Annotated in this window: 9 protein-coding genes and 1 pseudogene; all 10 read right to left on the bottom strand. The window is 58.1% G+C overall.

Features of this window, described 5'->3' with window-relative positions; translation table 11 throughout:
* Positions 1-204: 204 nt before the first annotated feature.
* The 10 genes and pseudogenes from OLZ32_RS34185 to OLZ32_RS34140 all read right to left on the bottom strand — a co-directional run bounded on the left by OLZ32_RS34185 (position 205) and on the right by OLZ32_RS34140 (position 14,762).
* Positions 205-1,683 (bottom strand): alpha-amylase family glycosyl hydrolase, encoded by a 1,479-nt coding sequence (locus OLZ32_RS34185; protein ID WP_264424753.1) that lies wholly within the window; start codon positions 1,681-1,683, stop codon positions 205-207.
* A gap of 8 nt (positions 1,684-1,691) precedes the next feature.
* A complete protein-coding gene (locus tag OLZ32_RS34180) occupies positions 1,692-4,451 on the bottom strand; it encodes an MGH1-like glycoside hydrolase domain-containing protein (RefSeq protein WP_264424751.1) in 2,760 nt (919 codons plus the stop codon).
* 828 nt (positions 4,452-5,279) lie between these two features.
* Positions 5,280-6,599: a glucoamylase family protein gene (locus tag OLZ32_RS34175; protein WP_264398736.1), complete on the bottom strand. Its 1,320-nt coding sequence runs from the start codon at positions 6,597-6,599 to the stop codon at positions 5,280-5,282.
* A gap of 5 nt (positions 6,600-6,604) precedes the next feature.
* A complete protein-coding gene (locus OLZ32_RS34170) occupies positions 6,605-6,862 on the bottom strand; it encodes a hypothetical protein (protein ID WP_264424755.1) in 258 nt (85 codons plus the stop codon).
* 80 nt (positions 6,863-6,942) lie between these two features.
* Positions 6,943-7,509 (bottom strand): annotated as a pseudogene (locus tag OLZ32_RS34165) (GH36-type glycosyl hydrolase domain-containing protein); the annotation flags it as partial.
* A 30-nt stretch (positions 7,510-7,539) separates the two neighbouring features.
* Positions 7,540-10,005: a phosphoketolase family protein gene (locus OLZ32_RS34160; protein ID WP_264424749.1), complete on the bottom strand. Its 2,466-nt coding sequence runs from the start codon at positions 10,003-10,005 to the stop codon at positions 7,540-7,542.
* A gap of 401 nt (positions 10,006-10,406) precedes the next feature.
* Positions 10,407-10,757, bottom strand: a complete 351-nt coding sequence (locus OLZ32_RS39510) for a BON domain-containing protein (protein WP_264398731.1) — start codon at positions 10,755-10,757, stop codon at positions 10,407-10,409.
* A gap of 122 nt (positions 10,758-10,879) precedes the next feature.
* Positions 10,880-12,532: a GNAT family N-acetyltransferase gene (locus OLZ32_RS34150; protein WP_264424747.1), complete on the bottom strand. Its 1,653-nt coding sequence runs from the start codon at positions 12,530-12,532 to the stop codon at positions 10,880-10,882.
* Between the two features lie 269 nt (positions 12,533-12,801).
* Positions 12,802-13,293 carry a hypothetical protein gene (locus tag OLZ32_RS34145; RefSeq protein WP_003544211.1) on the bottom strand — a complete coding sequence of 164 codons (492 nt, stop codon included), beginning with the start codon at positions 13,291-13,293 and terminating at the stop codon, positions 12,802-12,804.
* A gap of 119 nt (positions 13,294-13,412) precedes the next feature.
* The gene (locus tag OLZ32_RS34140) at positions 13,413-14,762 is read right to left on the bottom strand and encodes an HlyD family type I secretion periplasmic adaptor subunit (RefSeq protein ID WP_026160065.1); all 1,350 of its coding nucleotides are present in this window, start codon (positions 14,760-14,762) and stop codon (positions 13,413-13,415) included.
* Positions 14,763-14,767 lie beyond the last annotated feature (5 nt).

Below are 14,767 nucleotides of genomic sequence, written 5' to 3'. Positions count from 1 at the left end.
GCCCCGGACCGCAAAAACGGCCGGGGCTTTGTTGTATTTGCCAGATCGCAGGCCGACGCAAGATTTGACGTTGGGAATTCCTACAGCAAATTTAGCCCGCATATCTCACCTGCTCTTTTTGAGTAATCTGGCCTATCTCAGCGCGAACGACTTTGAAAACAGGGTAGGATTAGCTTAACTCAGCGAGGCTCGAGTGGGGTTGGGTTATCGTGCACGTAGCTCGAATAGACTGGATTTCCACGGCCGCAGATCAACATGCAATCCAACGTCCCTGATCTCGCTCCCGTTTCGGTCGTAGCAGTCTTCCGATAGTAGGTCGTCGAGGCGCCACTCTTTTCCTCGGAGTTCGTCCCACGGCACATGGATAAGCGCCTGGGAGGCCGTTTCACTGAAGTTGATGACGATCAGGCAGCGTGCCTCGCCTTTGGCCCAGCACCAGGAGAGAATGTTCCTGCAGCTCTGATTGTCCGACCAGCCGCTCCGCTCGCACAGGCGCCATTCCCCATTCTTGAAGACATCGCCATGGATCGCCTTCAAGAGGCGCGCATAGAAGGCCGAGAGATCGCAATCGACCGACGCCACTGGGCGGCGGCCAAGGAAGATCGGCAGTCTCGTCGTTGCCCCCTCGAACTGTCCCTCGTGCAGCAGTTTCGCCCCAGTGAGCGTGAGCATTGCGACCGCCGCAGCGCGCGCCTTTTCAAGAGGAAAAGCGGCGGCGGCTCTGGGTTCATCGTGGTTCTCTATGAACCTGACCATCTTTTCCTGGTAGGTGGAATCCGCCAAAAGGTGCTGGCGCACGCTCTCGGCATCTCCATGTTCCATGCGGTCGTAGAGTTTCTTGTCGTAGCAATAGTCAAAGCCCTGTTGCTGCAGTTCCCACTCCAGGTCCCAGTAGGCCTCGGCGATGAACTTGAACTCAGGGTACCTTGATTTGATCGTTGGCATAATCGTCGACCAGTAATCGTCGTCCGGCTTTGCTCCGGCGCGGTCACCCCACGTGCGTTCGAAGATGGTGTTTAACACTAGCATCGCCATGTCGCAGCGGACACCCTCGCACTGCCCTGCAATCTCCGCAATTGTTTCAACTACGGTCTCCCGCAACGCTGGTGAAAAGGTGTTGAGCTGAAGAACATCGGGCCAAGCCGGAAAAAACGGATCCCGGCCGCGGGCGAACACCTTGCTTCCCTCCGTGACAAAGGATGCCGGATCGTTTCTCGCGTCGTCATCGCTTCCCTGTACGAAATATCCAGGCTGATCGCGGACCCATGGATGGTCCGGCGCCACGTGGTTTGGTACGAAATCGAGGATCAGGCGCAGCCCGCGCTCATGAAGCATGGATCGGGCGACGGCGAGTCCCTGCGGCCCACCCAGGTGGTCATCAACGACATAGCGGCGCACGCAGTACGGGGAGCCGACGTTATCCTCCGGCGTAAAGTCAGGCAGGACTTTCCTGAAGTCTTCAAGAAGACTCTCGTTTTGCATGGAGACTTCGATTCCAGCGGGACTACGCTCCCAGACGCCCATCAGCCAAACGGCGTCAAGGCCAAAGGATGCGATCCGATCCCACTCATCGGCCGGCACCGAGGAAAGGTTCACGAGCCTCTGGTATTTCCGGCTCACTTCGCCAAGCCAGACCCATGTATTTATCTCGTAAATGACAGGGTGTTTGGGCCATGTGCTCATCGGTTGCTTCATTTCGAATTTTGAGTGAACGCTGCCTGCTTGCCAACTTCCAACGCCTTTTGCGGATCCAGAAGACCGTAGAGCTGAATGGTCTTTGCGATGAGTCCGGTCCAACCGGTCTGGTGGCTTGCGCCAAGCCCTGCACCGTTGTCTCCGTGGAAGTACTCGTAGAACAAAACGAGATCGCGCCAGTGTGGGTCGGTCTGGAACTTCTCGGTGCCTCCATAAACAGCGCGCCTGCCATGCTCGTCGCGCAAAAAGATGCGGCCGAGCCGGTCGGCAATTTCCTTGGAGACCTCGAAGAGGTTCATCAACTTTCCTGATCCCGTGGGACATTCGATCTTGAAGTTATCGCCATAGTATAGGTAGAAATTCTGCAATGCCCGAATGATGAGCACATTCACCGGCATCCACACCGGCCCGCGCCAGTTCGAATTGCCGCCGAACATCCCGGTGTTCGATTCACTTGGCAGATAGTCCACTCGATATTCCTGACCTTGCACTTGGAAGACATACGGATCCCGCTCATGGACCTTGGAGAGCGAGCGGATGCCGTAGCTGCTCAGGAACTCGTTTTCGTCAAGCATCCTCGAGAGAATTCGGCGAAGCCGCTCCGAGTTGACCAGTGAAAACATCCCTCGGTCAGACACGCCATAATGACCAGGTCCTGTCACATGAATGTTTTGCTGCAACTCGGGCATGCGGCGTATGCGTTGAGCCAACTGTTCCATCGCCCGCGGAATGCGCTCGCGCTGCCACGGCTCCATGACCGTCGCCGCACACAGCGGCAATAGCCCTACCATCGAGCGCACTTTGAGCCGCGTGCCGCTGCCATCAGGGAGCCGCAAAAGGTCGTAGTAGAAGCCGTCCTCTTCGTCCCACATGCCGCCCTTATCCGGCTGGTTCATCGCCCCTGCGATATAGTAGAAGTGTTCCGCAAACTTCACGACCATATCCTCATAGGTGGGGTCGTGGACCGCGAGCTCTACCGCCAGCTCCATCATGTTCTGACTGAAAAGAGCCATCCAGGCCGTGCCGTCGGCCTGCTCGAGATGGCCGCCAGTAGGCAACGGAGCGCTGCGGTCGAAGATGCCGATGTTGTCCAGACCGAGGAAGCCGCCCTCGAAGACATTCTTTCCAAACCGATCCTTGCGGTTGACCCACCAGGTGAAGTTCAGCACGAGCTTGCTGAACGCCTCTCTGAGGAACTGGACGTCCGTCTCACCGCGCAGAGCTTGCTCGGTGCGGTGCAGGAACAATGTCGCAAAAGCGTGGACCGGGGGGTTCACGTCGCCGAAGTTCCATTCATACGCGGGCATCTGGCCGTTCGGGTGCAAGTAAACGCCGCGTAGCATCAGTTTCAACTGGTCCTTGGCGAAATCGGGATCGACGATTGCGATCGGGAGCGTGTGGAAGGCCAAATCCCAAGCCGCATACCAAGGATACTCCCACTTGTCGGGCATCGAGATGACGTCTTCATTGAGCATGTGGAACCAATCGGAGTTCCGAGTGTGGCGATATCCGGCATGCAGCGGATTGGAATGGTGCTCGTCCAGCCAGTTGTCACCGTCGAAAAAATAGAACTGCTTGCTCCACAGCATGCCGGCGATGGCCTGACGCATCACGTTAGCCGCGTCCGGAGAGACGGATGACGGGGTCAGCGAGCTATAGAATTCGTCCGCCTCCTGCAGCCGCTCGGCCAGAGTCTGGTCAAACTCCTTGCCAAAGCCATTTTGGGCAGTCCTGGCTTGCGCAGTCTTTGCAGAGCTCAGACGCAGCCGCACGGTCGCCGACTGGCCGGGAGCTATCGTCATGCGATAGTGCGCCGCGACCTTGGTACCCTGTTTTTCAGGGTTTACTGCGTTCTGATCGCCCTGGACCACGAAATTGTTGATGCCGTCCTTCACATAAGGGCTCTCGTTCCTTTGACCAGGGAAAAGCCTCTCGGCGTTTGTCTCATTTTCAGTGAAGAGCAGCGGCACGTCGCCTTCGCAAGATAGAAGGAACGCACCTCCCACCGAATCGGTTGCGGCTACCGTGCTCTGACCCGCCGCCTCCTCAATCTGCCGCAAGTTTGGTTTCCGGGCGGCTCTGCTCGTTTCGGCAATCCAGCTCGCCCAATCGTTCCGGAACCATAGCGTTGGCAAGAGATGTAGTTCGGCCGCGTCCGGTCCACGATTGAAAGCAGTAATCTTTACAAGAATGTCTTCCGGAGCAGCTTTGGCATATTCCACGAAGACGTCGAAGTAACGATCATCATCAAAGACACCGGTATCAAGCAGTTCGTACTCGAATTCGTTCCGAGAGCGCCGTCCATTTGTCTCCACGAGATCTGCATACGGAAAAACCGCCTGCGGGTATTTGTACAGGTACTTCATGTACGAATGCGTCGGTGTGCTGTCTATATAGAAGTAATACTCTTTCACATCTTCGCCGTGGTTGCCCTCGTTATTGGTCAACCCAAAGAGCCGCTCCTTGAGGATTGGGTCTTTCCCGTTCCAGAGAGCCAGTGCAAGGCACAGGTTCTGTTTGTCGTTCGATATGCCGGCGATGCCATCCTCCCCCCAACGGTACGCACGCGAGCGGGCGTGATCGTGAGTGAAGAAATTCCAGGCATCCCCTGTCTCGCTATAATCCTCGCGGACGGTGCCCCATTGTCGCTCGCTGAGATAGGGACCCCATTTCTTCCAGTTTATGCCGCGATCCCGCGCCTCAGTTAGGCGCTTCGCTTCGGCGCCGGTTCGAGCAGATGCTAGCTTCTTATCCAACTGACACCTCCGTCTTTATGACGCGCACCAACGGGTCGCGTCGCCGCTCCTAGATGAGAAGGTCCCGCAGCGAACGCGGCATTCTGCAGGGCGGGCCAATTCATGGGCCCTGGCTAGCAATCATAGGCATCAGTGGCACAGCGCCGAGTCGACGACGCCCGCCACGCTGACCGGCGTCGGCGGTCGACCGACTACGGCGACGGCATCAGAAACGAAGCGGGCATTGCCGAACACTGCGTGCCTCAAATCCACACATGCTGAACAAGCAAAGTAAAGTTGCCGCTGGCGTGCGGCCGAATTTATGGATCAGAATTTCAAGCCGGTGCCCGCATGGGATGAGCCGCGCACGGTCTGGGCGGTCTCCCGTCATATCGCCGTTCCCGCGCGTAGACTAAGTTTTAATGAGACAAAGACGACCAAAGCCGGTCGCGGTGAATTGAATGCATGCGTTCAGAAAAACGGGAGATTCGACGGTTTTGGGATTGAATCAGGTAGCATTCTGCGCCCATGCATAATCCGCTCGGCCGGGACACCCACCTTCCGCACCGTCCCGATCCATAACCCTAATGCAGCAACCAGAGAATACATTAGTATTCGGTTAAATGCAAACTTACATTGGGACCGAGACGGCAGAGCCAGGGTCGGCCAGGTGCGTTCGGGGCACGGAGATCGAGGCCGCCAGCTGCAGGTTCCCGCATGCCGCGGTGGCTCCCAGCGGTGGCCAGCGGCAATCATTTTGTCGGCGGTTGCGTTCTGAGGCAGAATGATGCATCGGAGTTGCAGCCTCCCTGCAGCGAGGCAACGGTGATGGGGATGACGAGTGGTCACTTAAAGCCAGCCTGCAGAGAATCCTGCGCGTCGTAATCCGGTGACAATCGGCCTGCAACGGCGCATGATGCTCCAGAGCAACCCGGTCCGATAATTTTCGATCATCAGGACGACGGGTCCTTGATCAATGCCGAAGTGATGCGGGCTTACCCACCAGCCGGTCGGGCTATTTTCCACGGCATATGTTTGATTGAACGACGGTTTGAAACCGTAAAGCCGCGTCATGCCGAGGTTCATTCGCGCAAAGTTGCGAACAGTCGGCACAACGATTTCCGGCGCGAACGGCAGTGAGGCGACGGCGACCCATGGTGCGATCGTGCCGTCGTCAGGCCCGAAGGGAGCCCCGCGGGCAATATAGTCGAAGTACTCCCGATCGACCCCTTCTGTCGTCCGATTGCCCCAGCCAGGCCCGTCGCACGCTGTAAACCCCCAACAATGCTCGCCATACCCTGCAAAGTTCATCGGGTTGCGGATTGCATACTCCTGCTGGACATATGTCGCATGCCGGGTGTTTTCGAAATAATCGGTGTCATGCTCGCGCATGAACGCATCGCGTATGCCTCGAAAATCTATCCACATATGCGACAGCTGGTGGGTGAAGAGCGGTCCCGAATATAGCAGTTCGCGGCCGTAGATATTCCTCCATTCGTAGCTCTCGGTGTAGGCGGCATAAGATTCGGGCGGCAGCGGGTGAGTTGGGGATCCGAGACCAATGATGTAGAGAAGCAGGCCTTCATCATAGCCGCGCCAACGATAGGGGATGAAGCCGCTCTCCGGACGCCAGCCATGCGTCAGAGTTGCGCCGCCGTCGCGGGCCCAATTCCAATCGGCCCGCTCGTAAAGCGCCGTTGCGAGCCCGCGGATTTCCGCCTCATCGGCCGTATCCCGATCAAAATAAGTGGCGACGGTCAAGGCACCCGCAAACAGGAAAGCGGAGTCGATTGTCGACAGCTCGCATTGCCAAACTCGGCGGCCCGTTTCGATATCCAGAAAATGATAGAAGAAGCCCTTGTAACCTGATGAATCCGGCTCAGGCCCCTGCGGGCATGCCATCAGGTATCTCAGGCGGCTGCGGGTGATCTTTGCCGCAAATTCGCGAATGAGGACGCCGCGTTCCACGACCACGGGGATCGTCGCCAGTGCCATGCCGATCGCCGCGATGCTGGCCGGTGCGTTGGGTTCCGTCTTGTCGCGGACGAGACCGTTGTCCGGATTCGTGCAGTGGAGATAGTATAAGACAGTGGTGAACTGCAGCCGACTGAGATCGTGGTCCGTTGGCAAGCGGTCGAGATCGGCGTCGGTCGAGAGCGTTTCGGGCATGGTCGCTATCCAATGATAACGTGGACGTCGTGCGTGCGCGCGTCTTGCGCAAGCGGGACGCTCTCGTTCGCAACAAGTTCGCCATCCAGCGTGACGGATTGCCCACCCCGGCCGATGCCCTTCGAGTTGTCGAAATGGATGCGGTAGGTCGCAGATCCATATCGGTATGCGATCTCGTAGGCCGGCCAGCCTGCCGGAACGCAGGGTTCGAACCGCAGGAACCGCCCCTCCTGGCGAAAGCCAAGGATCGCCTCGAGCGCCACACGATAAAGCCAACTGGTCGATCCCGTGTACCAGGTCCATCCGCCGCGCCCCGTGTGCGGGGGCGCGCCATAGATATCGTCTCTCCGGCGGCACGTGGCCTGCGACGGGCAAACAGGGTACCCGTTGCCTTATCAAACCGTGTCTCCACGAAAAGCTTGGCGAAACCCGGATGCGCCATATCCGCGCTGCGATTGTACAGGCAGACTTCGGCATAGCTTGTCAGTTCGAGGGTTCTTTCCCGTGTGCCATGGTTCGTGACTGTGAGCATGCGCACTTCCACGTCCACATCGGGTGCGACACAGATTTTCGAGACGATTTCAATGTCGCCGGCATGACAGCTGAGTTCGATCCGGTCTCCGTGAAAGGCGTGCTCGCAGATATTTGAAGGGCGAAATAATGGCTGCCGCCCGATGGACCAGAGATCGTTGTCAGCCAGATCTCGGACGTAACAAAATTGGCCCCAACAATCGCGGGTGCTGTCCTCGCGCCACCGGGTAATGTCGAGGCCTTGCCACATTCCGTAACCAGCGCCGGCAGCGGTGACCAGGACACTGTATCGGTCGTTGGAAAGCAATGCGACCGCGGAACTCGGATTGAGCTCCGCGATACTATCATGGCGTGGCGCGCCGGCCGTGCTCGTTGCCACTGGAACCTCCGTTCGATTGCACAATGTTGATCAAGCATTGTCCCCTTCGGTGGAGGTTCTTTGACGTGTTTTTGGCTGAGCTTTCGAGCCCCATTTCCAGCCGCTGATTGCCGGCATGTCGTCGCCATGCTTCTCAATATATTGGCGATGTTCGACCAGCTTCTCGCGAATTGCCTGTTTGAAATACGCAGCGCGCGCACCGAGCTGCGGCAGCCGGTCAATGACGTCCTCGACCAGATGGAAACGGTCCATTTCATTCAGGACCACCATGTCGAACGGCGTCGTCGTCGTTCCTTCTTCCTTGTAGCCGCGGACGTGCAGATTGCCGTGATTGGTACGGCGGTAGGTGAGCCGGTGGATGAGCCACGGATAGCCGTGGAAGGCAAAGATGATCGGCTTGTTCTTGGTGAACAGCGCATCAAAATCGCGATCCGGCAGCCCATGTGGATGCTCGGACGGGGGTTGAAGTTTCATCAGGTTCACGACGTTGATAACGCGGACTTTCAGCTCCGGCAGGTGCTCCCGGATCAGCTCGACTGCCGCCAGCGTCTCGACTGTTGGAACATCCCCACAGCATACCATCACGACGTCTGGGTCACTTCCCTTGTCGTTGCTTGCCCATTCCCAAATACCAAGACCTTCGCTGCAATGCTTGATGGCCTGATCCATCGTGAGCCATTGCGGAGCAGGCTGCTTGCCTGCGACAACGACGTTGACGTAGTTGCGGCTGCGCAAGCAGTGATCCGTCACCGAGAGCAATGTATTGGCGTCCGGCGGCAGATAGATCCGGACAACGTCTGCCTTCTTGTTGACCACGTGATCGATGAATCCCGGGTCCTGGTGGCTGAAGCCATTGTGGTCCTGCCGCCAGACATGGGAGCTCAGGAAGTAGTTAAGCGAGGCGACCGATCGCCGCCATGGAATGTCGTTGCACACCTTCAGCCATTTGGCGTGCTGGTTGAACATCGAGTCGATGATGTGGATGAAGGCTTCGTAGCAGGAAAAGAAGCCATGCCGGCCGGTCAGCAGGTAACCTTCCAGCCAGCCCTGGCATTGATGCTCGCTGAGCACCTCCATCACTCTGCCATCCGGCGAAAGATGATCGTCTTCTGGATAGATATCCGCCATGTAGCAGCGATTGGTGACCTCCAGTACGTCCTGCCAGCGATTGGAGTTGTTCTCATCGGGGCTGAAGAGGCGGAAATTACTGCTCTCCATATTCATCTTCATGATATCGCGGAGAAACTTGCCCATCACCCGCGCCGCCTCGGTGTGGGTTTGCCCGGGGCTTGGCACTGAGACTGCGTAGTCGCGGAAATCGGGCATTTTCAGATCCCGCAATAACAATCCGCCGTTGGCATGCGGATTGTCGCTCATCCGGCGTTGCCCCACAGGCGCCAGCGCCGCCAGCCCTGGCTTGAAGCGACCGCTGTCATCAAACAATTCCTCAGGGCGGTAGCTCTTCATCCATTCCTGCAGAATGCGGATGTGTTCCGGTTTGTCCATGTCGCCCATCGGCACCTGGTGCGCCCGCCAGTAATCCTCGCATTTCTTGCCGTCGATCTCGGGGGGGCAGGTCCAGCCCTTTGGCGTGCGGAAAAGGATCATCGGCCACATCGGGCGTTTTATCTTGCCTTTGGTGCGGGCAGCCGCCCAGATTTCCTGGATATCCGCCACTGCTGTGTCGAGCACGCCGGCCAATTGCTGGTGCACCCCTTCGGGGTCACTACCCTCGACGAAATACGGCGTGTAGCCCATGCCTTCGAAGAACTTCCTCAGCTCGTCCCGGGGAATGCGGGCAAGGAAGCACGGGTTGGCGATCTTGTAGCCGTTCAGATGCAGAATTGGCAGCACGCAGCCGTCGCGAGCGGGATTGAGGAATTTGTTGCCGTGCCAGCCTGTTGCAAGCGGTCCGGTTTCGGCCTCCCCGTCGCCGACGACGCAGGCGACAATCAGATTCGGGTTGTCGAACGCCGCCCCATAGGCGTGGCTGAGGGCATAACCCAGTTCACCGCCCTCGTGGATACTGCCGGGGGTTTCCGGGGCAACGTGGCTAGGGATGCCGCCGGGGAAGCTGAACTGCTTGAACAGCCTCTTCATGCCCTCTGCATCCTGACTTATATTGGGATAAACTTCGCTGTAGGTGCCTTCGAGATAGGCGTGCGCAACCAGCGACGGGCCGCCATGTCCTGGTCCGATGACGTAGATCATCTCTAGATCATCGCGTTTGATCACGCGGTTGAGATGCACGTAAAGCATGTTCAAACCCGGCGAGGTGCCCCAATGGCCAAGCAGTCGCGGCTTTATGTGCTCGCGCCTCAATGGTTCTTTCAGCAGTGGATTGTCGAGAAGATAAATCTGTCCGACCGACAGATAGTTCGATGCCCGCCAATAGGCGTCGATGGACTGCAATTCTTTCGTCGAAAGGGGGCCGCCCGTTGCCATCTTCGCGTGTATGGTGACCTTTGCATCTCGTGCCGTTTTGAGCGAAACCATGGGTGCCTCCTCCTCTGAGCCCAGATTGCTGCGGTAAGATCTTCCAAGGTGAGAAATTGTCGAGTTTCTAACTGCGAGCGAATGAAGCGAGCGACAGATGCTTGGCGGAAGGGATGCTGACGGCAGGCACAATCTGCAGCGCGGTCGTGTCGACCCAATATGCCATATGGTGCCTGTTTCAATCAGCCTGAGACGCTGGCCCGCCCGTTGCGGCTGCGGCCATCACTTACATCTCTACTTTTCTTGTATATCGCCCTGCCGTCGAAGCGGATTCGCTCCAAGCTGTCTATGCGTGCGAGCTAATACTCGCACGAAATGCATCAGAAGCACAGTTAAAATCGACGGCATCCGAGGTTTAATCCGAAGGCAGAAGCCGATAGCGAAGGAAATCCCGCCGGCTTTTACCGACGATCCTCAGAGAAGTGTTCAACCACTTGCCTCACGCCGCGGACACTTTCGGCAGCGACGCGCGCCGCCTTCTTGCACTCTTCCGTGTCGATGGTTCCCCACAGGTGAGCCACACCGTCGGTGACGGTCACGGTCGTGTCTTTTCCCAGAAGATCCGCATTTTCGCTGAGGCGTGTCGCAATGCTGCGACGGATGGCCTCGTCACCGCTGAGCGCGAGGAAGAGTGCTACCAGCCCGGCAAACATCAATGCCGCTTTTCCGCCTACCTCGGAAGTCATGAAGGCCTCCACCGCTCGCACGAAGCGAACGGCTGTTACCTTGAAGGGAATTTGCTGCGTATCCATGACAGTGGTCTTCCACCATGGGTGATGCCCAAATTTAAAGCACAACCGCGCCTGGAACACCACTGCGCCATGTGTGCTGGAAGAAGCGAAATCAAGAAATGGATCGGCAATAGGGTTTAATGTCAATGCAGACGTGGCCGGCGTCGCTCGCTGAGTTGCCGTCCCCGGTTCCAGCGGGCAACGGTCTCCGGCACGACGTCCGTCTTGCCACCGGCGGGCTCGCCAATCGATCGCAGGCGTTCGAGGGCAACACCCGCCTTGGCGGAATATTCGAGCGAGGTCGGATCGTCCGAATGCACGTCCTGGATCGCGGCGAAGACGACCTCCGCCTCGGCCAGCCGTTTGCTGGCTGCAAGGGCGATACCGCGCTTGTAATGCGCCTGGATAAGATGCGGCCCGATCTCGCCGACCCGGCGGAAAGTCTCAGCGGCCTGCTCATATTGATGCAGGGCAAGCTGCGTGTCGCCAAGCCGCATTTGGATCGGTGTCGGGTCGGGCGCTTGCTCGACGAGAACCTTGTAGGCAGCCAGTGCCTCCGTCAGCTTGCCGCGGTCGAATAGAAGATTGGCGAGCCCGAATTCCGCGCCGGTATGGCCTGGAGCCGATTGCAGGACCTGGTTGAAGGCGATCTCCGCCTTGCTCCGGGCTCCGCTGCGGTACATGTCGAGCGCTTGTTCATAGACGAATCGAATGCTGCGCGGGTTGAGCACACCATGCAGATTCTGGCCGTTGCGGGTGCGGAACAGGGTGCAACTGATCCGCCTTTCCTCCGCCCCGAACATGTACTTGTAGGGTTCGTTTCCGCGCAGGAAATCATAGGTCTTGAAGCCGTGCTCGATCGCTCGCCGGATGCAGTAACCATGCAGGATGAGACCGGGAGACGGCGTCTTCCAGTTTTCGTCGCGGCCGGTGATATAAAAGAGGATCGCCTTCTTCTGCCGGTCGACGATATTCGCCAGCGCGCCGAGCGGCTGGTCGCCATGCCAAAAGACCGGCACCTCGAGATTGCCGCAGTTGAAGCTGTCCATCAGCATTTCGCGTGTGGTGACGATCAGCCGCTCGGTCCGCTCCGTGCCTTTGCGGGCACTCCACTTGATCCGCCAGAGATTGAAGAGGATGTCCAAGTCCCGAACAATGGTCTCGGCGGTTGCCATCGTGATCCGGTAAATATCGTCGCCTTCGACCTTACGTAGGAACCGCCGGAGCTTCTGGCGCGTCTGGCTGCTCATGCGCTGATCGAGATAGTCGTCGAAGCTTGCCGGCAGAGGGACGATCGGGCAAATCGTATTGTCGATATTCTCGCTGTTCTTGGGCGAGCTGTCGCGAAACATCACCTCCGGTCCCTGCAGCGCCTCGATCATCTTCTCGCGCCGGCCAGCAGGGCCGCTGAAATATTCGAGTTTCAGATCAGTCCAGTTCTGATGTTTGAGAAACGAAGCAAAGCCGGCAATGGCGTGATGCTCGTAATCCGGTCTGACGATGAAGCCGGTGTAATCGGCCGCAAAATTCCCTGCCATGATGATCTCGTCGTAGAAGAGCCCGCTCTTCTCGTTCAGATGCGTGATGAGACGCAGCGGAAAGAAGGCGACATAGGGTGTTTCGGGATCGCGTTCGCGAAGGGCGAGGATGAACCAGCGGCGCCGGCGGGAGAGATAGTTCTTCAGCCATATCCAGGAGAGGAAATGCTGCGCGTCGGGATCTTCCATGAAGACCTGATCCCAGTTCTCGCGTACCGCCTCGAACCCCGCAATGGTGTCGATGATATCTATGCGCATGTCCGCCCCCCAATACCCCATACGTCACTCGGGAGGTTTCATTCTAATGGGAAACACCGATCTTCAAATAAACCGTCCGGATGATTTAAGTGGCCTAAATGGGATTAGTCCTGAGCCGGCGCATAACCCAAAATCGCAATCGGTTTTGGTAAAAATGATGCACAGATTCAAAGCTATAGGCGAAACGCGTCCTGAAGCATGCTGCGCTTCAACGGACCTCGCCCGAAAGTGTGCAGCGGTTTTGAGAACATGCGTGCATAAGGATTAGATCAGAGCTCGCCGGAGATCTGCGGGCTCGCATGGATGAAGGCCCAGAGCGTCCGGCTGATGGCGACGATCTCGGCGATCGACTTTTCCAGAAGGTCGAGCTCGCGCGCGTCCATCTGTTCGATCTTGCCGTAGCGGATCTGCTTGTCGTCCTCGACGAGCCGCATTAGCTGCGTGCTCGAGATCTCTCCCTTTTCGTCGAAGGAATAGATGCAGTGATTGTACTTGTTTCGGATCTTGGATTCCTTCTTCAGCCGCGCCATGGCTGAAAGGATCGCCTTGCGGTCGGAAGGGGAGGTCGAAGCGAGCTTGGACAGCCGTTCGATGAGATCGATCCGGGCGCGCGTGGTGTTGAGCGTCAGGAACACGACGATTGCCGCATCCTTTTCGACCCGGAGAAGATGGGCGATGATGTAGATCAGCAGGCTTTCGGTGTTCGTCCAGACATAGTTCAGGCGGCCGACCCGCAGCAGGACATCGGACATCGCCGCCATGCTTGACCCTTTCTCCCCGGAGGGGATCCCTCCCTCGAGGGATGACATGTGGATATTACATCAGAACAACGGGCAAGTCCGTCATATCTACCGGACCGCCCGTGCCGGATCGCGAGCGATCAGCGCTCCTTGAAAGCCCGGGACATGCTGTCGGTGATCGGTTTGCTCAGATATTCGAAGAAGGTGCGTTCCGACGTCTGAATCAGCACTTCGGCCGGCATGCCGGGAACGGGATGGAAATTGTGCACCCGCGCAATCTCGGAATCGGGTATTCCGACGCGGACGATATAAACGTCCTTGACCGAAGCACCCGCATTTTCCTCGATCGAATCGGCTGAGACGTAGAAGACCTTGCCCTGCAGAACAGGGGTCGTGCGCCGGTTGAGCGCCGTGAGGCGGATCGAGGCCGTTTCTCCCTCATGCAACTGGTCGATCGAAGTGCGCAGCACCTTTGCTTCCAGGATCAGCGGCACATGCGACGGCAGGATCTCCATGATCGCCTTTCCTGTCGTGATGACACCGCCGGCTGTGTGAAAATAGGAACGCACCACCGTGCCCGACACCGGCGAACGGATGGTGGTGCGTTCGAGCACGCCGGCGGCCTCGCGCATCTGTTGGCGCACACTGTCCAGATCGGTTTCGGCGGTCTCGAGCGCATCGAGTGCCGCCTGCTTGTTGGAGTTGACGGCGATGACGGCTTCCTGGCGGAATTTGGCGATCTCCGCCTCGCTCTCGTTGAGCTCGCCGTTCAGTCGAGCAATGTCGCCCATCGCATCGGCGATCGCTCGCTCGATTGCCAGCAGATCCGTCTTGCGCATATAGCCGACCTTGACCAGCCGAGCCTTGGAGTCGCGTTCCTCGGTCAGCAGCGACAGCTGCCTTTCGAAGGAATCTCGCTGGCCCCTATAGCCGGCGAACCGGAATTCGAGCGATGCGATGTTCTTCCCGATCAGATTGAGTTGCTCTTCGAGCTTGATCTGCTTGCTGTGGAAGACGACGTTCTGGCTCTGGATAATCGCGTTGATATCAGGGTCGCTGGCTTCCTTCGTCACGATGTCGGGAAGCTGGAATTCGCGCAGGCCCTGCGCTTCGGCACGGAGTCTGGCGACGACGGCTTCAAGGCGCAGGCGACGAAGCTGCAGCATCCGCTCGTTTGAGCGGGATGCTGTCGGATCGAGCGTCAGCAGGATGTCGCCTTCCTTGACCGTATCGCCTTCGCTGACACGCATCTCCTTGATTATGCCGCCTTCCAGATGCTGGATGATCTTGTTGTTGCCGGTCGCGACGAAACTTCCCTGCGCGATAACGGCGGAGGCGAGCGGCGCCGTCGCCGCCCAGAAGCCGAAGCCGCCGAACGAAGTGAAGAGAACCGTCAGGCCAACGATGCTGTGCACACGGATCGAGCGCGGCACATCGCTATACCACTCGAGCTGCACCGGACCGGTCGTCTCCCGATTTTTCCGTCCCATGTCGT

Origin of the sequence: Rhizobium acaciae, from assembly GCF_025941625.1 — a bacterium.
GTDB lineage: Bacteria > Pseudomonadota > Alphaproteobacteria > Rhizobiales > Rhizobiaceae > Rhizobium > Rhizobium acaciae.
The sequence above is the reverse complement of the archived record's forward strand: the minus strand, read 5'-3'. Positions and strand labels throughout refer to the sequence as shown.